Here is a 24,781-nt window from a genome sequence, read left to right on the forward strand (position 1 = left end):
ATGGGATCGCTTAAGCTTGATGATGGCATGAACCAATGCAGCATCTACTTTGATGACCAGCACGAAGAAAGTTTCGTGGCAACGGCTACTCATAATCACTGGGTGCATTACACCAGCGGCCCGGAACGTCAGTCAGAAAACTTCTCAGAATACACAGAAGGTAATGCTGTAAAGGCATTTCTTGGTGGAAAAGAATATTTCGCAGCACTTCTGGCAAACTTTAATCAGGCAAAAAAGAAAATTTATATCACTGGCTGGCAGGTGAACTGGGATGCACAACTGGCAGAGGGAATTCGCCTGGTTGATGCATTAATGGAGGCTGCGCAGAAAACGCCAGACCTAAAGATTTATATTATGCCGTGGGAGAACCCAGCACTGGTAGAAACCTATGCGGCGGCCACGAAGCGCGTGTTTGCTGCCATGAATACCCATCTCGGACGGCAGGCTTTTTATATTCAGTGTGCAGGTGAGAAATCCGGTGTTTTCTTTTCCCATCACCAGAAATGCGTAATTGTTGATGAAAATGTGGCGTTCGTCGGCGGTATTGATCTGGCTTACGGACGTTACGATGATAATTATGGCTTGCAGGCAGATGCAGAAGGGCGGCAAGGCATGAACATGTACAATCCCTGCATTCCGCCAATGGTTCACAGTAAAGGCTATGACCCGATGAATGAATATGTCGTCCCGGTTAACGAGTATTCACGAAAACAGCAAGGTGATGCGCTTAAACAGAAGGAAAAGCATCAGGCTGACAGCGTCCAGCGTGTTATTACTACCGTAGCAAAGCATGAGCTCTGGCAATCCCAAGGCAGTTCGAAAGACAGTCTGTATCTGAATCCACAAATTCAGCCGCGGATGCCCTGGCAGGATTATCAGGTGCAGATTGAAGGCCCTGCAGTGGGTGACCTGGTCAGAAACTTTGTGCTGCGCTGGAACAGCTATTCGCATCCTTATCCTGATAACCCATTACAGACGCAAATCCCCGAACTGGAAATGCCCGTTACTCACTCCGTAAACAAAGGGAACTGTCAGGTACAGGTATTACGCAGTGCCTCACTGTATATGCGGCGCGAAGAATATAAGGGAATGCCAGACGTTGCGCCGAAGGCACGAATGAAACAGGATGATATCTTACGCAGCCTTCATCTGCTTATCAGCAAGGCAGAACACTATATTTATATTGAGAATCAGTTTTTTGTATCGGCATTTGGGGAATCATCAATTCCTCACGATAGTGAACTGAGTCCGGTTGCTGACAAACTGAATCCGAAATTAGGTAGCTGGGCAACCCGTCTGTTACCGGACGATGACATGCCACAAAACCCGGTAGCGGAATGGCTGGGAGACAGAATTAAGCGGGCGATTTTCAGCCACATGAAACAGCCTTTTCATGTCTATATCGTGCTGCCGGTATATCCGGAAGGGCGACTTGATGACCCGGCCATAGTGGCGCAGATTCATCTGACCCGGCAGTCGCTGGTATTTGGTTCACACAGCCTGTTAAACCGTATCCGGCGTAGCCTGTGGGTCCGGCAGGAGCTTGAAACACAGGCGATACCGCGCAAGGAATGGTGCAGGAAAATAGCGGAGCTGGAAGCACAATGCGGGAAAGCGTATACCACTATTGCACTGGAAGGCTGCGATGAATACGTGACGCTATTAAACCTGCGTGACCATGCGGAACTCAACGGAATGGCAGTGACAGAGCAGATTTATGTGCACAGTAAACTAACGATTGTGGACGACCGCTATGTCCTGGTGGGCAGCGCGAACATTAATGACCGCAGCCTGATGGGCGACAGGGACTCTGAGCTGGCGGTGCTGATATCAGATACTGGACATGGTTACACCGACCTGAATGGTAGTAGAACCGCCGTCCCCTGCCGTAATTTTGCCCGCGAACTGCGGCAAAAGGCGTGGCGTAAATGGTTGGGGAGCGCGGCGGGAGAATGTGCGGAGGCGCTCGATAAACCAGCTTTACCAGCCAGTTGGGAGAAGATTCAAACTCTCGCCAAGGAAAATGTAGTAGTTTATGAGAACATATTCAATTTTATCCCACGAAATGATTTCATAACTAATGAATCTGATCATAGCAACGACAGAAAGGGAGATAAAGGTCAAAGCGTTAAAATTCGAACATCATTATGGCCAGTTATAGCAGCTAATTCACGAGAGATCATTGCTAATGAAGATAGCATGCCGTTTTCCACATCTTTTTGGAATGGATATAAAAGGCAAAGTTTTAATTTAAAAAATATAAAAGGATTTTTTACTACGCTCCCTGTTCACTGGACGGAAGGTGAAAATAATTTAATTCCATATAACATTCGACTAATCGCCAGCAATCGTTTGCAGAGCGATAATTCCATTCAGATTGCCAATAATGAAAACACAAATAAATCACAGGTAAGTTAACCATGAAAATATTCTCATTACAACTACTGGGGATTACTCTTGTAATATCACACAATGCACTGGGCCAAGAATGGAAGAACGAATGCGTAGGTTATTATCAAATGCAGTTACCTGATAACCTAGAAGCGGGGTTATATCCTATTGAAGGTTTCATTAAACCAGACAGACAACCAGAAACCAATGGTTTTTTCATAACTGGTCGATATGCAAACAATGGTATAACATTTGGTGGTAAATTTGATACAGCGACAATAGATACTGTTCAGGCGCAATTTACTTCATTTTATTACGGTGATTATGAACTTGATATTTCATCTGAAAGCGAAACCCAAGTAAATTTCACTAAATATAAAAATATGATAGTTGATAATATAACTTTTGGTAGCGAGGTAGATAGGAAATACCAAGAGCGTGATTTGAAATTACTTAATAAACCGATGGATGAAAAGTCTGAATTCTTAAGGAAACATAAACATATCCTTAAGGATTATCCCAGTGCTTTCGTAGATTACGATTACAGGGGATATACAATATATATAAATAGAGGCAAACACTTATATCATTTTTGGGGAAAGAACCAAAAATCGACAGGAGAAAAATCTCAGACTGCTGAAGCGCAAATAAAAAAATCCGAACCTGAAGTGCTTTCTCTTCTGAAGCGTTTCAGACCACGTGAGCTCTACGAAGTACCCCCAGAGCCGGGATTCTGTATTCCCTACGGCTTTATTGCAGGTGATTCAGGCCATGAGCCCCGTAATATGGGAGTGACATACCGGCTTAAAAACCACCCGGATATAACCATATTTTTTCAGGATTTAGGACCAAACCCAGGCCCCGGAGAAAGACGCCCAGACCCCAATATGAGTGCAAAGGATTACGTGACTTACTTCTGGAACAGGAGGTATGGGCATTCATTCCGCAAGATAAAATTATACGGCAAGGAATTTACTTACCCTGAGATAGATAATCGAAAAGCTGTTGCAGCATTCGCAAAATTCACGCGATTCAGTAAAGAAATAGATTATGGATACGTAGCATTTGTCAAAGGCACAATCCCTGACGAACCTGATTTGTTATTTTATGTTATGCGTGACAGCCGACAGGCCAAAGGCAACCCGCCAATGGACAAGGATCAGCTGAAAAAAATGGCTGAACAAATCGTCAGTTCGATTAAACGGCGGTAATTCATTTGTACTTTTCCGGAGATCCCCGCGGCCCTGGCCTCAATACGTTTTATCGTATTGAGACCAGTACTTACAAAAGAAATAATTAACGCTTCTTACCCACAGCCCTTCTGCGCTTATCCAAATCCTTAATCAGCTTGTTCACCCCGTCATCGGCAAACATCGCTTCAAGAGACGTAGAGAGCTTGCGACGCCAGTTCTTGTACTGATAGCTGGTGCCCGGGATGTTGACCGGCTCCGCCATATCAATCCAGTCTTCCGGCTGCAGCCCCAGCAGGGCGCTGTTGCTGTCGGCAATGTAGCGCTGCAACCCGCGGTTGAGCGTCGGGGTCATCGACATCAACGATGCCTTGCGCCCGGTGCGCTTCGGCAGGCAACCGTGCGCGTGCAACGCATCCAGCAGCCCCTGCTTCGACAGCTCGCGATCCTGATACAGCCCACGCAGCATCACTTCGTCAGGGTAGAGGCCCAGCGTTTTGCCCAGGGTAAGGTCGCCGCTGTCCCACCAGCCACGAAGCGTAGGAAGGTCATGCGTCGTCGCGACTGCCATTGATTGTTCTGGATACGCCTCCGGCGCGCGGAAGTTCTTCTCAAGGTCGTTTTCAAAATAGAGCACTTTATAAGAGTAAACGCCGCTGTCACGCAGCTTGCTGACGATTTCAACCGGCACGGTGCCGAGATCTTCCCCGATCACCATGCAGTTATGGCGCTTACTCTCCAGCGCAAGGATGGAGAGCAGATCGTCGACCGGATAATGCACGTAGGCCCCGTGGTCGGCGGTTTCACCGTAGGGGATCCACCACAGACGCAGGACCGACATCACATGGTCGATACGCAGCGCGCCGCAGTTCTGCATGTTGGCGCGCAGCAGCTCGATAAAGGGCTCATAGGCGCGAGCCGCAATCACGTGCGGGTCCATCGGCGGCAGGCCCCAGTTCTGACCCAGCGGGCCAAGAATATCCGGTGGCGCACCGACGGAGGCTTTCAGGCAGTAGAGCTCGCGATCGCACCAGGTCTCTGCCCCGCCCTCGGCCACGCCGACCGCCAGGTCACGGTAGAGGCCAATCGGCATATCGTAGCCCTGGCTCTCCTGCCAGCAGGCGGCAAACTGGGTGTACGCCAGCCACTGTAGCCAGAGATAGAAATCGACCTCATCGGTATGCTCTTCGCAAAACGCTTTCACCGCCGGGGAATCAACGGACTGGTACTGCTCAGGCCACACCGGCCAGCCCCAGCGCATTTCGTCCTCTTTCACCTGATACGCGTGCAGCGCATCGAACGCCGCCTGCCAGTACAGGCTCTCCCCTTCGCGGGCAACAAACGCCCGGAAGGCCGCCATCTGTTCGTCGTCACGCCGGGCAAAGCCTTTCCACGCCATGCGCAGTGCGGCCATCTTCAGCGCGGTGACCGAAGCATAATCGACCCACTCGGCATCGCGGGCGCGTTGCAGCGCCTGCCGGGTGGTCTCCATCTTCCACCAGGCCTGCGCCTCGTCACTGTTGCGAAAATCCTCCACGGCGTTAACGTCGATGTAAATCACGTTCAGCCAGCGGCGGGATGACGGGCTGTACGGGCTGGCGCTCTCCGGATTCGCCGGATAGAGCGCATGGATCGGATTGAGGCCGATAAAGGCCCCGCCGCGCTTGCCGACGTCGGTCAGCATCTTCTGCAGATCGCCGAAGTCGCCAATGCCCCAGTTAGCCTCCGAGCGCAGCGTGTATAACTGCACGCAGGCGCCCCACAGTTTCTTGCCCTCTTTCAGCGCCTGCGGCTCGTAGCAGCGTTTTGGCGCGACGATCACCCGGCAGTGCCAGCGATGGGCATCCTGAGTCAGCGTCAGGGTGTGGTAACCCTCCGGCAGTTTTGCCGGCAGGTTGAGATTTTTGCCGCCCGTGGCGTGGCCTTTGTGCTGATGCCCCTCTTCGGTGGTCAGCAGCCAGCTAAAGTCGCCGCTGCCTTCAATCATCAGCGGCATCTTTTTGCCCGCGGTATAGACCATCACGTTCGGGACGGCGGTGACCGCCGCTTTCGCGACGGGTTTGGCTTTGTGCATAGCATCCAGCAAACGCCTCTTGGTCTCAGCACCAATAGACTGCGGTTTACCATGAGCATTGATATAGCTGGGGCTGATCCCCGCCGCCAGGGCGGCATTATCGAGACGTTTACTTTCCATCGCGCTTCCTTAGCGTTTTGCCTGCCAGATACGGGCCTGGTAGTCGCGGATTGAACGGTCAGAACTGAACATGCCGCAGCGCGCGGTATTCAGAATGCACGCCCGGGTCCAGGCTTCCTGGTCGCGATACAGGACATCGACCTGCTTCTGGGCCTCAACGTAGCCCGCAAAGTCAGCCATCAGCAGGTACGGATCGCCGCCCTGTTTGCCGATGCTGTGCAGCATCTGGTCGAACGCATGCTTGTCGCCGTTGCTGTATTTGCCGCTCTCCAGCTCCTTCAGCACCGCATCCAGCAGTTTGTCTTTTTTACGCCATTTCACCGGGTCGTAACCTTTGGCTTTGATGGCTTTCACCTCTTCCACAGTATGGCCGAAGATAAAGATGTTCTCGTCGCCCACCTGCTCGGCAATCTCAACGTTCGCGCCGTCCAGCGTACCGACGGTTAGCGCGCCGTTCAGGGCCAGCTTCATGTTGCCGGTGCCGGAGGCCTCTTTGCCCGCGGTAGAGATCTGCTCAGAGACGTCCGCCGCCGGGATCAGCAGCTCCGCCGCCGAGACGCAGTAATCCGGCAGGAAGACCACCTTCAGCTTGTCGCCCACCTTCGGATCGTTGTTCACCGCGTCGGCCACTTTATTAATAGCGAAGATGATGTTTTTCGCCAGGTAGTAGCCCGGCGCCGCTTTCGCACCGAACAGGAACACGCGCGGCACGCGGTCGGCCTGCGGGTTCTCGCGGATCTCTTTGTACAGCGCCAGAATGTGCAGCAGGTTCAGGTGCTGACGCTTGTACTCGTGCAGACGTTTAATCTGGATATCGAAAATCGCGTTCGGGCTGATCTCAATCCCGGTACGGGTTTTGACGAACGCCGCCAGACGCACCTTGTTGTCCAGCTTGATGTTGCGGTACGTCTCGCGGAACGCCGCATCGTCGGCATACTTCTCCAGGTTGATCAGCTGGTCGAGATCGTTCGCCCACTCTTTATCCAGCGAGGAATCCAGCAGCGCGGCCAGTTTTGGGTTGCACTGTTTGATCCAGCGACGCGGCGTGATGCCGTTGGTGACGTTGTGGAACTTGTTCGGCCACAGCTGGTGATATTCCGGGAACAGATCTTTCACCACCAGGTCAGAGTGCAGCGCGGCCACGCCGTTCACCGCAAAGCCGCTGACCACGCACAGGTTAGCCATACGCACCTGCTTGTCGAACACCACCGCCAGCTTCGCCCATACTGCTTTGTCGCCCGGCCAGGTTTTATCCACCAGTTTCTTAAAGCGGTTGTTGATCTCGTTGATCAGCTGCATATGGCGCGGCAGCAGGGTTTTAATCAGCTTCTCGTCCCAGCACTCCAGCGCCTCTGGCATCAGGGTGTGGTTGGTGTAGGCGAAGGTCTTGCTGGTGATCGCCCAGGCGTCGTCCCAGCTCAGCTGATGTTCGTCGATCAGCACGCGCAGCAGTTCCGGAATGGCAATGGTCGGGTGAGTATCGTTCAGCTGGATCACTTCGTAATCCGCCAGCTCCACCAGCTTGCGGCCCGCCAGGTGGTGGCGACGCAGGATGTCGGCCACGGAACAGGCGCACTGGAAGTACTGCTGCATCAGGCGCAGCTTTTTGCCCGCCAGATGGTTGTCGTTCGGGTAGAGGACTTTGGTCAGCTTGTCGGCGTCGATGCCCTGCTGCTCAGCACGCAGGAAGTCGCCGTCGTTGAATTTGGTCAGGTTGAACGGGTGAGCGTGCGTCGCCTGCCACAGGCGCAGCGGCTGTGCCACGCCGTTACGATAGCCCAGCACCGGCAGATCCCAGGCCTGGCCGGTAATGGTAAAGCCCGGTTCCCACTGGCCCGCTTTTGTCACTTTACCGCCAATGCCGACCTGCACGTCCAGCGCTTCGTTGTGGCGGAACCACGGGTAGCTGCCGCGATGCCAGTCGTCCGGGGCTTCCATCTGCTGGCCGCCCGCAAAGGACTGGCGGAACAGGCCATACTGATAGTTCAGACCGTAGCCGGTCGCCGACTGGCCTACCGTCGCCATCGAGTCGAGGAAGCAGGCCGCCAGACGACCCAGACCGCCGTTGCCCAGCGCCGGATCGATCTCCTCTTCCAGCAGGTCGGTCAGGTGGATGTTATGGGTGTTCAGCACATCGCTGACCTCCTGATACCAGCCGAGGTTCAGCAGGTTGTTGCCGGTCAGACGGCCAATCAGGAATTCCATAGAGATATAGTTAACGTGGCGCTGGCCTTCGACGGGCTTCACCGCGGGTTGGGCACTCAGCAGCTCGGCGAGCGCTCCGCTGACGGCCTGCCACCACTGGCGGGAGGTCATGTCTTCGGCGGCGTGTAAACCAAAACGCTGCCACTGACGCGTCAGGGCAGCCTGGAATTGAGCTTTGTTGAAAGTAGGCTGTGACATAGGGAATCTGCATCCTGTAGAGAGAAAATGAGGCGTTGGTGCTAGTGTGCCTGGCTCCTCATGCCTCTTCCTCCTCCTGGCGGGGATTAGACAGGGAGGAGTAGCGGGGATGAGCGCTAAAGTGTGATCGCGGCCACCTTCTGCGGCGAAAGTGTGGGGCATTCAGGCCGCGATTTCCGGGAAGGGAGTCAAAAAAATGAAATGCGGTTTCGCCTGAAATATAGGCATGCGGAAATAATTACTTACCCGACGTAATATTGCTCAGAATTTACTGCATAGCAGAATGTTATTTCAGCCCCGTAACCTTCCCGGAACTTTATTAACTTTTCACCGCCTTTACGCTTCTATATTCCTTTTTATGCTTAACCTCCTGGAAACACGCCACGCCAGTATCCATGCGCTTTCGAGGCCCATCGAAAAAGTTCCCTCCCCCATCGATATATTTTTGTGACCGAGTGCAAATTAAGGGACATAAAACCCGGACATAACTTGCAATAAAAGGGTTTCTGACCGACCTTATAAGGATTAATTACGAAGCGCAAAAAAATCAAAAATCTCGATTTCCACACAGTGAAGTGAAAACTATGTTGATTCCGTCCAAATTAAGTCGCCCGGTTCGTCTTGACCATACTGTGGTCCGCGAACGCTTGCTGGCGAAACTTTCCGGCGCGAACAATTTTCGACTGGCGCTGGTAACGAGCCCTGCCGGCTACGGCAAAACCACGCTCATTTCACAGTGGGCTTCCGGTAAGACCGATCTCGGCTGGTACTCCCTTGATGAGGGCGACAACCAGCAGGAGCGTTTTGCCAGCTATTTGATCGCCGCCATTCAGCAGGCGACCAACGGACACTGTGTGACCAGCGAAGTGATGGTGCAAAAGCGTCAGTACGCCAGCCTCTCGTCCCTGTTTTCCCAACTGTTTATCGAGCTAGCCGAATGGCACCGCCCGCTCTACCTGGTCATTGATGACTACCATCTGATCACCAATCCGGTTATCCATGAGTCGATGCGCTTTTTCCTGCGCCACCAGCCGGAAAACCTGACCCTGGTGATCCTGTCGCGTAACCTGCCGCAGCTGGGCATTGCCAACCTGCGCGTGCGCGATCAGCTGCTGGAAGTGGGCAGCCAACAGCTCTCCTTTACCCATCAGGAAGCGAAGCAGTTCTTTGACTGTCGCCTGAAATCCCCAATCGAAGTGGCCGAAAGCAGCCGCCTGTGCGATGACGTGGCAGGCTGGGCCACCGCCCTGCAGCTGATTGCCCTGTCGGCCCGACATAACAACAGCTCGACGCAGCAATCCGCCCGTCGTCTGTCGGGGATCAATGCCAGCCACCTCTCCGATTACCTGGTGGATGAAGTGCTCGACAGCGTCGATCAATCCACCCGTCAGTTCCTGCTGAAAAGCTCCCTGCTGCGCTCGATGAACGATGCGCTGATCGTGCGCGTCACCGGCGAAGACAACGGCCAGATGCGCCTGGAGGAGATCGAACGTCAGGGCTTGTTCCTGCAGCGCATGGACGACTCCGGGGAGTGGTTCAGCTACCACCCGCTGTTTGGCAGCTTCCTGCGCCAGCGCTGTCAGTGGGAGCTGGCAACCGAATTACCGGAAATTCACCGTGCCGCCGCCGAAAGCTGGATGGCGCAGGGTTTCCCGAGCGAGGCCATTCACCACGCCCTGGCGGCGGGCGATGCCCATATGCTGCGCGATATTCTGCTCAACCATGCCTGGAGCCTGTTTAACCACAGCGAGCTGGCCCTGCTGGAGGAGTCGCTCCGCGCCCTGCCGTGGGAGAGCCTGCTGGAGAATCCGCGTCTTGTGCTGCTGCAGGCCTGGCTGATGCAGAGCCAGCACCGCTACAGCGAAGTGAATACCCTGCTGGCCCGCGCCGAGCAGGAGATGAAAGGCGAGATGGACGCCGCCCTGCACGGCGAATTCAACGCCCTACGCGCGCAGGTAGCCATCAACGACGGCAACCCGGAAGAGGCCCAGCGCCTGGCCCTGGGAGCGCTGGAGGAGCTGCCGCTGGCGAACTTCTACAGCCGTATCGTCGCCACCTCGGTGCACGGCGAAGTGCTGCACTGTAAAGGCGATCTCACCCGCTCCCTGTCGCTGATGCAGCAGACGGAGCAGATGGCGCGCCGCCATGACGTTTGGCACTACGCCCTGTGGAGCCTGATCCAGCAGAGCGAAATTTTGTTTGCCCAGGGCTTCCTGCAGGCCGCCTGGGAGACCCAGGAGAAAGCCTTTACACTGATCCGCGATCAGCACCTGGAACAGCTGCCGATGCACGAGTTCCTGCTGCGCATCCGCGCCCAGCTGCTGTGGGCATGGGCCCGACTGGACGAAGCCGAAAGCACCGCCCGTCATGGGGTCGACGTGCTCTCCACCTATCAGCCGCAGCAGCAGCTGCAGTGTCTGGGCCTGCTGGTGCAGTGCTCGCTGGCACGCGGCGATCTGGATAACGCCCGCAACCACCTTAACCGTCTGGAGAACCTGCTCGGCAACGGTCAGTATCACAGCGACTGGGTATCCAACGCCGATAAGGTGCGGGTGATTTACTGGCAGATGACCGGCGACAAGAAATCGGCGGCCAACTGGCTGCGCCAGACGCCGAAGCCGGAGTTTGCTAATAACCACTTCCTGCAGAGCCAGTGGCGCAATATTGCCCGGGCGCAGATCCTGTTAGGCGAATTTGAACCGGCCGAAATGGTGCTGGAAGAGTTAAATGAAAATGCCCGCAGCCTGCGACTGATGAGCGATCTCAACCGCAACCTGCTGCTGCAGAACCAGCTTTACTGGCAGGCCGGCCGCAAGAATGACGCCCAGCGCGTGCTGCTGGAAGCATTGCAGCTGGCGAACCGCACCGGGTTTATCAGCCACTTTGTGATTGAAGGCGAGACCATGGCGCAGCAGCTGCGTCAGTTGATTCAGTTGAACACTCTGCCGGAGCTGGACCAGCATCGCGCCCAGCGCATCCTGCGGGAGATTAACCAGCATCATCGCCATAAGTTCGCCCATTTCGATGAGACTTTCGTGGAGCGTCTGCTGACCCATCCGGAAGTGCCGGAACTGATCCGCACCAGCCCGCTGACCCAGCGTGAGTGGCAGGTGCTGGGGCTGATCTACTCAGGTTACAGCAACGAGCAGATCGCCGGCGAGCTGGCCGTGGCGGCCACCACCATCAAAACGCATATCCGGAATCTGTATCAGAAGCTGGGTGTCGCCCACCGCCAGGACGCGGTGCTGCATGCGCAGCAGCTGTTGAAGATGATGGGGTACGGGGTGTAATTCATTGCCCGGCGGCGCTACGCTTGCACGGGCCTACGGTTTTGTTGCCATTCATTGCCCGGCGGCGCTACGCTTGCCGGGCCTACGGTTTTGTAGGCCGGGTAAGGCGAAGCCGCCACCCGGCACAAACTCAGCACAGTTCTAACTGCAAGTTATTATCTTTAATGACCTTCAACACACCCGCTGGCGGCATCACGTCGGTGTAAACCGCGTTCACCATGCTGATACTGCCCATATTCACCATCGCGTTACGGCCAAACTTGGAGTGATCCACTACCAGCATCACGTGGCGCGAGTTCTCGATAATCGCCCGCTTGGTGCGTACTTCGTGGTAATCAAACTCCAGCAATGAGCCATCGGTATCGATCCCGCTGATGCCGAGGATGCCGAAGTCGAGGCGGAACTGGGAGATAAAGTCGAGGGTCGCTTCGCCAATAATGCCGCCGTCACGGCTGCGCAGCTCGCCGCCCGCCAGGATGATGCGAAAATCCTCTTTCTGCATCAGGGTGGTGGCCACGTTGAGGTTGTTGGTGACGACCCGCAGGTTCTCATGGTTCAGCAGGGCGTGGGCCACCGCTTCCGGCGTGGTGCCGATGTCGATAAACAGCGTCGCGCCATTGGGGATCTGGCTCGCCACCTTGCGGGCAATACGCTCTTTCTCAGAGGTCTGCGTCGCCTTGCGATCGTGCCAGGAGGTATTCACCGAGCTGGACGGCAGCGCCGCGCCCCCGTGATGGCGCAGGATACGGTTCTGATCGGCCAGATCGTTGAGGTCACGACGAATGGTCTGCGGGCTGACGGCAAACTGCTCCACCAGCTCTTCGGTGCTGACGTATCCCTGCTTTTTCACCAGTTCAATAATGGCGTCATGACGTTGTGTTTGTTTCATCAGAGTTCCCTGCCAGAATTATGTTCGTTTTCGCGCATTTAGCGTATCGGCAAACGCCATCGCCAGCCCGACTGCCAGCCCGGCCATGTGTGCGCCGTTGGCAATCGCCATGCCAAACAGATCAAACCATCCGGCAATAATCCAGATTAATGCAAAGGCCATTAAACCGCGCTGCAGGTAGATGCCGCTCGCGGGATCGCGCTCGCCGCGCAGCCAGACATAGCCCATCAGCGCGTAGACTACGCCAGAGAGGCCGCCAAACCATGGGCCGCCAAACTTATGCTGGATAAAGCCGCTGAGCAGTGCGCTGATAAGGGTAAGCACGATGAGCTTGCCGCTGCCGAGCCGTGTCTCCACCGCCCCGCCGAGATACCACCACCACAGCAGGTTAAAGAGGATATGCAGCACCGAGAAGTGCATCAGCGCGTGGGTGAAGTAGCGCCAGAACTCGAACTCAACGGAGGCATCATACGGCCAGGCCAGCATCAGCAGGACCTGCTGATCGCCCACCACGCTCATCAGAATGAAGACCAGAATACAGGCCGCCATTAAGACCAGGGTGAACGGCCCCGCGCGTTCACGCACGGTCGCCAGAAAAGGAAAACGCTGGTAGTGCAGCCCGCTGCCGGTATGGCCGGACTGCCAGCTTGCCGCCAGATAGCGCGCATCGCCGGGATTCTCCAGAAAACGCGCCAGCTCGGCGTTGACCCGGGAGGCCTGGCTCTCATCCGCCAGCCAGACGTCGGTCTGGGTATGTTGTTGAATGGTGAGGATAACACCCTGCGTCGCCATGTAATCGACAAACGCCTGGGCGACGCGCGGGTTGGTAAAAGAGGTAATCATCAGCATCGGCGGCAGTCGCTTATTCCACACAAAAGGGGACAGTATATACCCTAAATGCCGGCGTGCTCGACTTCTGCCGGGAAATGACGGTGCCATGCATCGAATCCGCCGTCCACGCTGTAGACCGCTTCAAAGCCCTGCTGCAGCAGGTATTGCGCCGCGCCTTTGCTGCTGTTGCCGTGATAGCACATCACCATCACCGGCGTTTCAAAATCGTTATCGCGCATAAATTCGCTCAGGGAAGCGTTGGTCAGATGAAACGCGCCCGGCGTGTGGCCCATCGCGAAACTTTGCGGATCGCGAATGTCCACCAGCACCGCCAGTCCCTGGTGCATCTTCTGGTGGGCTTCTTCTACGTTAATACATTCAAATTGTTCCATGGTGCTCTCTGTTGTTTGTGCAGGTGCAGTGCGGCCTGATGCCCTCACTATCTTATCGGCTAGTGTACGTCCTGGCGGCGGGTAAACGCCATTATGTTAGCTGTATCACTCAAATTTGTTTTTTTGATGTTACTAAAATCCATTTCCTTTGCTAGTATGAGCGATATCGAACATTTTTGAGCTTTAACGAAAGTGCGTGAGGATACAATGGAAACCAAAGATCTGATTGTTATCGGTGGCGGAATCAACGGAGCGGGCATTGCGGCGGACGCTGCCGGGCGCGGATTATCTGTCCTGATGCTGGAAGCGCAGGATCTCGCCTGCGCTACCTCCTCCGCCAGCTCTAAGCTGATCCACGGTGGCCTGCGTTATCTGGAGCACTACGAGTTCCGCCTGGTCAGTGAGGCGCTGGCCGAGCGTGAAGTGCTGCTGAAAATGGCCCCCCATATCGCGACTCCGATGCGTTTTCGTCTGCCGCACCGTCCGCATCTGCGTCCGGCCTGGATGATCCGCATTGGCCTGTTTATGTACGATCACCTGGGCAAACGCACCAGCCTGCCCGCTTCTGCCGGTGTGCGTTTTGGCTCAGATTCGGTGCTGAAGCCTGAAATCGTGCGCGGATTCGAATATTCCGACTGCTGGGTGGATGATGCCCGCCTGGTGCTCGCCAACGCGCAAATGGTTGAACGCAAAGGCGGCGAGGTGAAAACCCGTACCCGTGCCATTTCCGCCCGCCGGGAAAAAGGGCTGTGGATCGTCGAGGCCGAAGATATTGATACCGGCGAGCGTTTCAGCTGGCAGGCCCGCGGTCTGGTGAACGCCACCGGCCCGTGGGTGAAGCAGTTCTTCGACGAGGGGATGCAACTGCCGTCGCCGTATGGCATCCGTCTGATTAAAGGCAGCCACATCGTGGTGCCGCGGGTACATACCCAGAAGCAGGCCTATATTCTGCAAAACGAAGACAAGCGCATCGTGTTTGTGATCCCATGGATAGATGAGTTCTCTATCATCGGTACTACCGACGTGGAGTACAAAGGCGATCCGAAAAGCGTCGCTATCGACGAAAGCGAAATCAGCTATCTGCTGAAGGTGTATAACGCGCACTTCAAGAAATCGCTGGCGCGTGACGATGTGGTCTGGAGCTACTCCGGGGTGCGTCCGCTGTGCGATGACGAGTCTGACTCACCGCAGGCCATCACCCGCGACTACACCCTCGATATTCACGATGACCACGGCAAGGCGCCGCTGCTGTCGGTGTTTGGCGGTAAGCTCACAACCTATCGCAAGCTGGCAGAGCATGCGATGGAAAAACTGGCCCCGTTCTATCAGGGTATCGGCCCGGCGTGGACCAAAGGCGCGGTGCTGCCCGGCGGTGATATCGGCGGCAACCGCGATGACTACGCGGCGAAATTGCGCCGTCGCTATCCGTTTATCAGCGAATCCATGGCCCGCCACTTTGCCCGCACCTACGGCAGCAACAGTGAGCTGATCCTGAGTGACGCGAAGGATCTCAGCGATCTGGGCGAACATTTTGGTCACGAGTTCTACGAGGCGGAATTACGTTATTTAGCCGACCACGAGTGGGTACGCCGCGCGGACGATGCGCTGTGGCGTCGCACCAAAGAAGGGATGTGGCTGAATGCGGAGCAGCAGTCCCGCGTGGCGCTGTGGCTGGCCGAGCGGACGGGAAAGCGTGAGTTATCGCTGGCGTCCTGAGAGTAATGCCCGGTGGCGCTAACGCTTACCGGGCCTACAAAAGACACAGGATCGTAGGCCGGGTAAGGCGGAGCCGCCACCCGGCATTTTTTACAACTTCACCGGATCAATATGCCAGATGGTCTCGGCATACTCTTTGATGGTGCGATCGGATGAGAAGTAGCCCATGTTGGCGATGTTGTGCATCGCTTTGGTGGTCCACTCTTCCGGCTTGCGGTACAGCTCGTCGACCCTGTCCTGACAATCCACATAGCTGCGGTAGTCTGCCAGCACCTGGTAGTGATCCCCGAAGTTAATCAGCGAATCCACCAGGTCGCGATAGCGGCCAGGCTCGTCCGGGTTAAAGACCCCGGTGGCGATCTGGGTCAGCACCTGACGCAGCTCTTCATCCTTCTCGTAATAATCACGCGGCGAGTAGCCTTTGGCACGCAGGGCCTCAACCTCTTCCGTGGTGTTACCGAAGATGAAGATATTATCTTCGCCCACGTGCTCCAGCATCTCGACATTTGCGCCATCCAGCGTGCCGATGGTCAGCGCGCCGTTAAGAGCAAACTTCATGTTACTGGTGCCGGAAGCTTCGGTGCCCGCGGTGGAGATCTGCTCGGAGAGATCGGCGGCCGGGATAATCAGCTGGGCCAGGCTCACGCTGTAGTTAGGGATAAAGACGACCTTCAGCTTGTCGCCAATCTGCGGATCGTTGTTGATCACCTTCGCCACGTCGTTGATCAGGTGAATGATGTGCTTCGCCATGTAGTAGGCCGAGGCCGCTTTACCGGCAAAGATATTCACACGCGGCACCCAGTCGGCATCGGGATCGGCCTTGATGCGGTTGTAGCGGGTGATCACGTGCAGCACGTTCATCAGCTGACGCTTGTACTCGTGGATACGTTTGATCTGCACGTCGAACAGCGCTTTCGGGTTGGCCACCACGTTGAGATGCAGCGCCATCCACACCGCCAGCCGCTTTTTGTTCAGCAGCTTGGCATCACGCACCGCTTTATTCACCGTCGGGAAATCGGCGTGCTGTTCCAGCTCGCTTAGCTGGCTTAAGTCGGTACGCCAGTTGCGGCCGATGTTCTCGTCGAGCACGTCGGAGAGCGGCTGGTTCGCCAGTGCCAGCCAGCGGCGCGGCGTTACCCCGTTGGTCACGTTGCAGAAACGCATCGGGAAGATCTTCGCGAAGTCGGCAAACAGCGACTGCACCATCAGGTTGGAGTGCAGCTCCGACACGCCGTTGACCTTGTGGCTGATCACCACCGCCAGCCACGCCATGCGCACCCGGCGGCCATTGGATTCATCAATGATCGAGGTACGGCTCAGCAGGCCGGTGTCGTGCGGGTACTGCTCCTGCAAGGTTTTCAGGAAGAAGTCGTTGATCTCAAAAATGATCTGCAGGTGGCGCGGCAGGATTTTGCCGAGCATATCCACCGGCCAGGTTTCCAGCGCTTCGCTCATCAACGTGTGGTTAGTGTAGGAGAAGACCTGGCAGGTCACCTCGAACGCCTCTTCCCAGCTGAACTTATGTTCGTCGATCAGCAGGCGCATCAGCTCCGGGATCGACAGCACCGGGTGGGTGTCGTTGAGGTGGATGGCGGTTTTTTCCGCCAGGTTGGCGTAAGTTTTATGCAGCTGGTAGTGGCGGCTCAGGATGTCCTGAATGGTCGCGGAGACCAGGAAGTACTCCTGACGCAGACGCAGCTCGCGCCCGGAATAGGTGGAGTCATCCGGGTACAGCACACGGGAGACGTTCTCGGAGTGGTTTTTGTCTTCCACCGCCGCGAAGTAGTCGCCCTGATTGAATTTACCGAGGTTAATCGCGCTACTGGCCTGGGCATTCCACAGGCGCAGCGTGTTGGTCGCGTCGGTGTCGTAGCCCGGGATGATCTGGTCGTAGGCCACGGCCAGGATCTCTTCGGTTTCGACCCAGCGGCTCTTTTTGCCTTCCTGCTGGATACGGCCGCCAAAGCGGACTTTATAGCGGGTGTTGTGACGCTTGAACTCCCACGGGTTGCCGTACTCCAGCCAGTAGTCCGGGGACTCTTTCTGCCGGCCATCGACGATGTTCTGTTTGAACATGCCGTAATCGTAGCGGATACCGTAGCCGCGTCCCGGCAGGGCGAGCGTTGCCAGCGAGTCGAGGAAACAGGCCGCCAGACGACCGAGACCGCCGTTGCCTAAGCCGGGGTCGTTCTCTTCGTCAATCAGCTCTTCTAAATCTAACCCCATCTCTTCCAGTGCGGTCTTTACGTCGTCATAGATTCCCAGCGACAACAGCGCATTGGAGAGGGTGCGGCCAATCAAAAACTCCATCGACAGATAATAAACCTGACGGGTCTCCTGTGAGAGCTGGGCGCGGTTAGAGCGCAGCCAGCGTTCAACCAGCCGGTCGCGCACGGCAAACAGGGTGGCGTTAAGCCATTCGTGTTTGTTGGCAATCACCGGATCTTTGCCGATGGTGAACATCAGCTTGTAAGCGATTGAGTGCTTTAACGCCTCAATGCTTACCGTGGGAGACGCATAGGAAAAAGGTGCATTCATATCTCTGATTCCAGCATTGTTACATCAAGCGTTGATAAAGATCGCGGTAGGACTGCGCCGCAACTTGCCAGCTAAAATCCATGGCCATCGCCTGGCGCTGAACAAAACGCCACAAAGAGGGACGGGACCACAACACGAAGGCACGCCGAATCGCGCGTAACAGCGACCAGGCATTACTGTCCTCAAAGACAAATCCGCTGGCGATTCCGTCTGCCAGGTTCTCCAGCGAGGTGTCGGATACGGTATCCGCCAGCCCGCCGGTACGACGCACCAGAGGCAGCGTGCCGTACTTCAGGCCATACAGCTGGGTTAAGCCACAGGGCTCAAAACGACTCGGGACCAGGATAACGTCGGCGCCCGCCATGATGCGGTGCGAAAACGCTTCGTGATAGCCGATCTGCACGCCCACCTGACCCGGATGCTCGGCCGCGGCCGCGAGGAAGCCCTCCTGCAATACCGGATCGCCGGCACCCAGCAGCGCCAGCTGTCCGCCCTGCTCCAGCAGGCCCGGCAGCGCCTCGAGCACCAGATCGAGCCCTTTCTGGCTGGTCAGACGGCTCACTACCGCAAACAGCGGCACCTTTTCGTTGACCTTCAGCCCCATGGCGATCTGTAGCTGACGTTTGTTCTCGGCCTTATCTTCCACCGAATCGCGGTTGTAGCGCGCGGTCAGCAGCAGGTCCGACTCCGGACTCCAGATTTTTTCATCCACGCCGTTGAGAATGCCCGACAGACGTCCTTCGCGCTGGCGTTGCGCGAGCAGCCCCTCCATGCCGTAGCCAAACTGCGGCTCGGTGATCTCCCGCGCGTAGGTCGGGCTCACGGCGGTGATGTGATCGGCGTAGTACAGCCCGGCCTTAAGGAATGAAATCTGCCCGTTAAACTCCAGCCCATGGATATTAAAGAACGACCATGGCAGATCGATGTCATCCATATGTTTGGCTAAATACATCCCCTGATAGGCCAGGTTATGCACGGTAAAGACCGACTTCGCCGGATGGCCACGCGCCGCCAGATACGCCGGAGCCAGCCCGGCGTGCCAGTCGTGGGCGTGCACTACGTCCGGGCGCCAGAACGGATCCAGCCCGGAGGCCATCTCCGCCCCGACCCAGCCGAGCAGCGCAAAACGCAGCACGTTATCGGTATAGGCAAATAAGTTGGTGTCGTGGTACGGGCTCCCTGGGCGGTCATACAGATGCGGGGCGTCAATCAGGTAAATGCCCACACCGTTGTAATGACCAAACAGTAATGTGATGCGCCCGGCAAAGGTATCGCGGCGGCTGACGATCTGGGCGTCAGGGATGCCGCGACGAATATCGGGAAAAGCGGGTAACAGCACGCGAGTATCGACCCCACCGGCAATTTGCGCCGCCGGTAGCGCCCCAATCACATCCGCCAACCCGCCGGTTTTCAGCAACGGGAACATCTCAGAACAAACGTGTAAAACCTGCATCATCGCTCCTGTTTGATCTGCAGTTTACGCAGCATTTCACGCGTAACCAGCACGATGCCTTCTTCTGAGCGGTAGAAACGGCGCGCGTCCTCTTCCGCGTTTTCTCCAATTACCATGCCTTCCGGAATGACGCAGGCACGGTCGATAACGCAACGACGCAGGCGGCACGAGCGGCCAACCCAGACGTCGGGTAACAATACTGACGAATCAATGTTGCAGAAGGAGTTCACCCGCACGCGCGGGAACAGCACCGACTGCACCACCACCGAGCCGGAAATAATGCACCCGCCGGAGACCAGCGAATTCAGCGTCATGCCGTGGCTGCCCGAGCGGTCCTGCACAAATTTCGCCGGCGGCAGGGATTCCATATGGGTACGGATCGGCCAGTTGTGGTCGTACATATCCAGTTCCGGGGTCACCGAGGCCAGATCGAGGTTCGCCTTCCAGTACGCTTCCAGGGTGCCGACATCGCGCCAGTAAGGTTCTGAATTAGGATCGGACTGTACGCAGGACAGTGGGAACGGATGTGCATAGGCCATGCCAGATTTGGTGATTTTCGGGATGATATCTTTGCCGAAGTCGTGGCTGGATTTCTCATCCTTGTCGTCTTCTTCCAGCAGCTGATAAAGGTAATCAGCATCAAAGACATAGATCCCCATACTGGCCAGCGCTTTGGTGTCGTCCCCCGGCATGGATGGCGGGTTCGCCGGTTTTTCAACGAAATCGATCACTTTGTCGTTTTCATCCACCGCCATCACGCCAAAGGCCGTCGCTTCGGCAACGGGCACCGGCATACAGGCTACGGTGCAGCGCGCCCCTTTTTCGACATGGTCGATGAGCATGCGCGAGTAGTCCTGCTTGTAGATGTGGTCCCCGGCGAGGATCACCACATACTCGGCGTCGTAGCGACGAATAATGTCGAGGTTTTGCGTCACCGCATCGGCAGTACCGCGATACCAGTTTTCGCCGTGCACGCGCTGTTGGGCAGGTAACAGGTCGACAAACTCGTTCATCTCCTCACTGAAGAACGACCAGCCGCGCTGAATATGCTGCACCAGAGTGTGTGACTGGTACTGGGTGATCACGCCAATACGGCGAATGCCTGAATTCAGGCAGTTTGACAGGGCAAAATCGATAATACGGAATTTACCGCCGAAGTGGACGGCGGGCTTGGCGCGCTTAATCGTTAAATCTTTTAATCGGGTACCGCGGCCGCCAGCAAGAATCAGGGCAACAGACTTCAATGGCAGCTGACGCGCCAACATTAGAGGGTCGTTCTTATCTAACCTAACCATGATCAACTCCTTTTATTATCATCTCTGGAATACACATACACCGTGCGCAGGCCCATGCCAGGCAGTCATAACGACCGGATTATCCTCTCCGGCAAATGGGGGGATGGCCCGCCACTCCCCTTCGGGTAAAACAATTTCTGCGACCTCATCTGTGGCGTTAAGCGTGATAAGCCAGCTATCCGAAAGCAGGATTTGCAGGCACGGCACGCCGCTTTGCCACTCACTCGCTTCCAACGGTTGCGCCTCTTTATTCAGCCAGCACACATTGCCGTCGCCCTCTTCCCACCACTGATTCAGGGTGAGCGCCGGGATCTGCTGACGCAGATGGATCAGCGCAGCGGTAAAGTCGGCTAATCCACTGTTGGCCTGTTGCCAGTCCAGCCAGGTTAACGGGTTATCCTGGCAATACGCATTGTTGTTACCGTGCTGGCTGTGGCCATGTTCATCGCCTGCCAGCAACATCGGCGTTCCTTGCGACAAAAGCAGCGTGGTGAGCAGCGCGTGCACGCTGGCGCGGCGCCGCTCAATCACATTCAGATTGCCACTTAATCCTTCAATACCATGGTTAAAACTGTGGTTATTGAAGGTGCCATCACGATTTTCTTCGCCATTGGCTTCATTGTGTTTCTGATTGAAACAAACGCAGTCACGCAGGGTGAACCCGTCGTGCGCGGTGACCAGGTTGATCGACGCGGAGGGCAGTCGCCCGTTGCGCTTGAACAGATCGCTTGAAGCTGCGAAACGCCCGGCAAACTGGCCGAGTGACAGATCGCGCGCCAGCCAGAAGCGGCGCGCGGTATCGCGATAGTGGTCGTTCCACTCGGCAAACGGCGGCGGGAAATTCCCCACCTGGTAGCCGCCCGGGCCGATATCCCAGGGCTCCGCGATCAGCTTCACGCCCGAGAGCAGTGGGCAGTTCTTAATTGCCTCAAACAGCGGCGCCTGCGGGCTGTATTCCGGCGTGCGTCCAATCACTGACGCCAGGTCAAAACGAAAGCCGTCGATATGGAAGGTTTCCACCCAATACTTCAGGCATTCATACGCGTACTGCACCACCGCCGGATGGCTGAGATTGAGGGTGTTACCGCAACCGGTCCAGTTGTGGTAATCGCCATCCTCTCTTAACCAATAATAGCTAGGGTTATCAATTCCGCGCAGGGAGAACGTCGGGCCTTCCAGATCCAGCTCGGCACTGTGGTTGAGCACGATATCCAGAATGACCTCAATACCCGCTTCGTGTAGCGCCTTCACCGCATCACGAAACTCATCCCGGGCCCGCTCGGGATGCGAGGCATAGCGCGGGTCGAGGGCAAACATCGCCATCGGGTTATAGCCCCAGTAGTTGCTGAGACCGAGGCGCTGCAGTCGCGGCTCGGAGGCAAAATGGGCTACCGGTAATAATTCCAGGGCGGTGATCCCGAGATGCTTAAAATAAGCAATCATCACCGGGTGACCGAGCGCCCGGTAGGTGCCGCGGATCGCCTCCGGAATGCCAGGGTGCAGATACGTCAGCCCTTTCACGTGGGCTTCATAGATGACCGTCTTGCCCCAGGGCGTATTGGGGGCGGCGTCCTCTTCCCAGTCGTAGCGATCGTCGCTGACCACCACGCTGCGGGGTGCCACCGCGGCACTGTCCCGGTGATCGGCGGTCACTTTGCCGCTGTGCAGTAGAACATCGTCCTTCAGCGTGCCTTCAACCTGATACGCACAGGGGTCGAGCAGCAGCTTGGCCGGGTTAAAGAACAGCCCTTTGGCCGGATCCCAGGGGCCATGCACCCGGAAACCATAATGGGTGCCTGGCCGGGCATGCTCGAGGTAGCCATGCCAGATATCGCCGCTGCGACCCACCAGATCGTAACGATGTTCAATGCCCTTCTCGTCAAACACGCAGAGTTCAACCCGATCCGCATTGGCGGAAAAGAGGGTGAAGTTCACCCCTTTGCCATCGTAGCGTGCGCCGAGCGGCGCCGGGTTACCTGCAGCGAGCTGCGTCATTCCCCCTCCCGCACCAGCCAGATCGTGGACAGCGGCGGCAGAGTGAGGCTCAGGGACTGTGGTCGACCATGGCTCTCCTGCTCATCGCTCTGCACCAGCCCGCCATTGCCCGCGTTGCTGCCGTGGTAATGCATGGAGTCGGTGTTCAGCACCTCACGCCATTTGCCCGGCTGATTGATGCCGAAACGGTAGTGGTGACGCGTGACCGGGGTGAAGTTACTGGCAACGATGATTTCGTTACCCACTTTGTCACGACGGACAAAGATCAGCACCGAGCGCTCGTTGTCATCCACCACCAGCCACTCGAAGCCGTAATCATCAAAGTCCAGCTCGTGCAGCGCTTTGTGGTGCCGATAGGTATGGTTGAGGTCGCGCACCAGACGCTGAACGCCGTGATGCCAGTTGTCGCCCCCTTCCAGCAGGTTCCAGTCGAGACTGGTATCGTGGTTCCACTCCCGGCCCTGGGCGAACTCGTTGCCCATAAACAGCAGTTTTTTGCCCGGGAAGGCGAACATCCAGCCGTAGTAGGCGCGCAGGTTGGCAAACTTCTGCCAGGCATCGCCCGGCATACGGTCGAGAATCGATTTTTTGCCGTGGACCACTTCGTCGTGGGAGAGCGGCAGAACAAAGTTTTCGGTGCTGTTGTAGAGCATGCCGAAGGTCAGCTTGTTGTGGTGATACTGGCGATGCACCGGATCCAGCTTCATGTAGTCCAGGGTGTCGTGCATCCAGCCGAGGTTCCACTTGAACCAGAAGCCGAGGCCGCCCATCGAAGGTGGCCGAGAAACGCCCGGGAAGTCCGTGGACTCTTCCGCCATCGTCACCGCACCCGGTGTTTGCTCCCCAAGAATACGGTTGGTGTTACGCAGGAACTCAATGGCTTCCAGGTTTTCACGACCGCCGAACTCGTTCGGGATCCACTCTCCCTCTTTGCGGCTGTAGTCGCGGTAGATCATCGAGGCGACGGCGTCCACGCGCAGGGCATCAATGCCGAAACGCTCGATCCAGTAAAGCGCGTTGCCCACCAGATAGTTGGTCACTTCCCGACGACCGTAGTTGTAGATCAGGGTATTCCAGTCCTGGTGATAGCCTTCGCGCGGATCGCTGTGCTCATACAGGCTGGTGCCGTCGAACTCCGCCAGACCAAAGTCATCGGACGGGAAGTGGCCCGGCACCCAGTCGAGGATCACGTTCAGCCCGGCGGCGTGTGCGGCGTTGATAAAGTAGCGGAAGTCGTCGCGGGTGCCGAAACGGCGGGTTGGGGCATACATGCCGGTCGGCTGATAACCCCAGCTGCCGTCGAACGGGTGTTCATTAATGGGCAGCAGCTCCAGATGGGTAAAGCCCATCCATTTCACATACGGGATCAGCTGGTCGGCCAGCTCCCGGTAGCTGAGCCAGAAGTTGTTATCGGTATGACGACGCCAGGAGCCAAGATGGACTTCATAAATGGAGATCGGCATATCGAACTGGTTGGCCCGGATGCGTTCTTCGCTCTGGGCGACTTTCTCCGGCAGACCGCAAATGAGCGATGCGGTTTCCGGGCGCATTTGCGCTTCGAAGGCATAGGGATCGGCTTTGATGCGCAGATTGCCGTGCGCATCGATCAGCTCGTACTTGTACAGCTGGCCGTTTTGCGCGCCGGGGATAAACAGCTCCCAGATGCCGGTCTCGCCACGCAGGCGCATCGGGTGGCGACGGCCATCCCAGTAGTTGAACTGCCCCACCACCGACACGCGCCGGGCATTCGGAGCCCAGACGGTAAAGCGGGTGCCGGTCACGCCGTCCATGGTGTCAGAATGGGCGCCGAGCGTCTCATAGGGACGCAGGTGCGTCCCCTCAGACAGCAGCCAGGCATCCATCTCCTGCAGCAGCGGACCGAAGCGATAGGGATCGTCGATCAGGTTCTGCTGACCATGCCAGATGACGGCGAGCTGATAACGGAAGACGTTTTTACGGCGGGCCATCACGCCGGCGAAGAAGCCGCGTGAATCGATACATTCGAGTTTACCGACCTTGCGCCCGGTTTTGGGTTCGATGACCCACACCTCCGTCGCGTCAGGTAACAGTGCACGGACTTCCAGTCCAGCTTCAGTGCGGTGCATGCCAAGTACAGAAAATGGATCCGCAAAGTGACCCGCAATAAGCGCATTAATCACGTCTCTATCAATACGAACGGACATGGTATTCATCCTGTTTTTTTA

14 protein-coding genes are annotated in these 24,781 nt (G+C 56.5%); 4 read left to right on the forward strand and 10 right to left on the reverse strand.

Features of this window, described 5'->3' with window-relative positions; genetic code table 11:
- Positions 1-2,418, forward strand: coding sequence for a phospholipase D-like domain-containing protein (locus ES815_RS08215; RefSeq protein WP_260609677.1), 2,418 nt, complete (start codon positions 1-3; stop codon positions 2,416-2,418).
- Positions 2,419-2,420: 2 nt separating this feature from the next.
- A complete protein-coding gene (locus tag ES815_RS08225) occupies positions 2,421-3,602 on the forward strand; it encodes a T6SS immunity protein Tli4 family protein (RefSeq protein ID WP_142487395.1) in 1,182 nt (393 codons plus the stop codon).
- An 85-nt stretch (positions 3,603-3,687) separates the two neighbouring features.
- On the opposite strand, the gene malQ is transcribed toward ES815_RS08225, so the two are convergent.
- Together malQ and malP are read right to left on the reverse strand one after the other, a co-directional pair.
- Positions 3,688-5,775 (reverse strand): 4-alpha-glucanotransferase, encoded by a 2,088-nt coding sequence (gene malQ, locus ES815_RS08230; RefSeq protein WP_142487396.1) that lies wholly within the window; start codon positions 5,773-5,775, stop codon positions 3,688-3,690.
- A gap of 9 nt (positions 5,776-5,784) precedes the next feature.
- Positions 5,785-8,178 carry a maltodextrin phosphorylase gene (gene malP / locus ES815_RS08235; protein WP_142487397.1) on the reverse strand — a complete coding sequence of 798 codons (2,394 nt, stop codon included), beginning with the start codon at positions 8,176-8,178 and terminating at the stop codon, positions 5,785-5,787.
- A gap of 584 nt (positions 8,179-8,762) precedes the next feature.
- Between malP and malT the strand changes: the two genes are divergently transcribed.
- On the forward strand, positions 8,763-11,468 hold the full coding sequence (gene malT, locus ES815_RS08240; protein WP_142487398.1) for an HTH-type transcriptional regulator MalT: 2,706 nt from the start codon (positions 8,763-8,765) through the stop codon (positions 11,466-11,468).
- A gap of 130 nt (positions 11,469-11,598) precedes the next feature.
- Here malT and ES815_RS08245 read toward each other — a convergent pair whose 3' ends face one another.
- From ES815_RS08245 to glpE, 3 genes are read right to left on the reverse strand one after another with little or no spacing between them, the layout of a single operon-like run.
- Positions 11,599-12,357, reverse strand: coding sequence for a DeoR/GlpR family transcriptional regulator (locus tag ES815_RS08245; protein ID WP_142487399.1), 759 nt, complete (start codon positions 12,355-12,357; stop codon positions 11,599-11,601).
- 18 nt (positions 12,358-12,375) lie between these two features.
- Entirely contained in the window at positions 12,376-13,206 is an 831-nt protein-coding gene (gene glpG, locus ES815_RS08250; RefSeq protein ID WP_142487400.1) for a rhomboid family intramembrane serine protease GlpG, read from the reverse strand.
- A 44-nt stretch (positions 13,207-13,250) separates the two neighbouring features.
- Positions 13,251-13,580 (reverse strand): thiosulfate sulfurtransferase GlpE, encoded by a 330-nt coding sequence (gene glpE / locus ES815_RS08255; protein ID WP_032614862.1) that lies wholly within the window; start codon positions 13,578-13,580, stop codon positions 13,251-13,253.
- Between the two features lie 207 nt (positions 13,581-13,787).
- Here glpE and glpD point away from each other — a divergent pair, with 207 nt between their 5' ends.
- Complete coding sequence (gene glpD, locus ES815_RS08260; protein WP_142487401.1) at positions 13,788-15,296, forward strand: glycerol-3-phosphate dehydrogenase; 1,509 nt, start codon at positions 13,788-13,790, stop codon at positions 15,294-15,296.
- Positions 15,297-15,386: 90 nt separating this feature from the next.
- Here glpD and glgP read toward each other — a convergent pair whose 3' ends face one another.
- From glgP to glgB, 5 genes are read right to left on the reverse strand one after another with little or no spacing between them, the layout of a single operon-like run.
- Complete coding sequence (gene glgP, locus ES815_RS08265) at positions 15,387-17,834, reverse strand: glycogen phosphorylase (protein WP_142487402.1); 2,448 nt, start codon at positions 17,832-17,834, stop codon at positions 15,387-15,389.
- Between the two features lie 19 nt (positions 17,835-17,853).
- The gene (gene glgA / locus ES815_RS08270) at positions 17,854-19,287 is read right to left on the reverse strand and encodes a glycogen synthase GlgA (RefSeq protein WP_142487403.1); all 1,434 of its coding nucleotides are present in this window, start codon (positions 19,285-19,287) and stop codon (positions 17,854-17,856) included.
- A complete protein-coding gene (gene glgC / locus ES815_RS08275) occupies positions 19,287-20,582 on the reverse strand; it encodes a glucose-1-phosphate adenylyltransferase (protein WP_142487404.1) in 1,296 nt (431 codons plus the stop codon). The genes glgA and glgC overlap by 1 nt, the downstream gene beginning before the upstream one ends.
- An 18-nt stretch (positions 20,583-20,600) precedes the next feature.
- A complete protein-coding gene (glgX, locus tag ES815_RS08280; RefSeq protein ID WP_142487405.1) occupies positions 20,601-22,577 on the reverse strand; it encodes a glycogen debranching protein GlgX in 1,977 nt (658 codons plus the stop codon).
- The gene (gene glgB / locus ES815_RS08285; protein WP_142487406.1) at positions 22,574-24,760 is read right to left on the reverse strand and encodes a 1,4-alpha-glucan branching enzyme; all 2,187 of its coding nucleotides are present in this window, start codon (positions 24,758-24,760) and stop codon (positions 22,574-22,576) included. Before glgB ends, glgX begins: the two co-directional genes overlap by 4 nt.
- Between the last annotated feature and the right edge of the window lie 21 nt (positions 24,761-24,781).

The organism is Leclercia adecarboxylata, assembly GCF_006874705.1.
Classification (GTDB): Bacteria; Pseudomonadota; Gammaproteobacteria; order Enterobacterales; family Enterobacteriaceae; genus Enterobacter; species Enterobacter adecarboxylatus_C.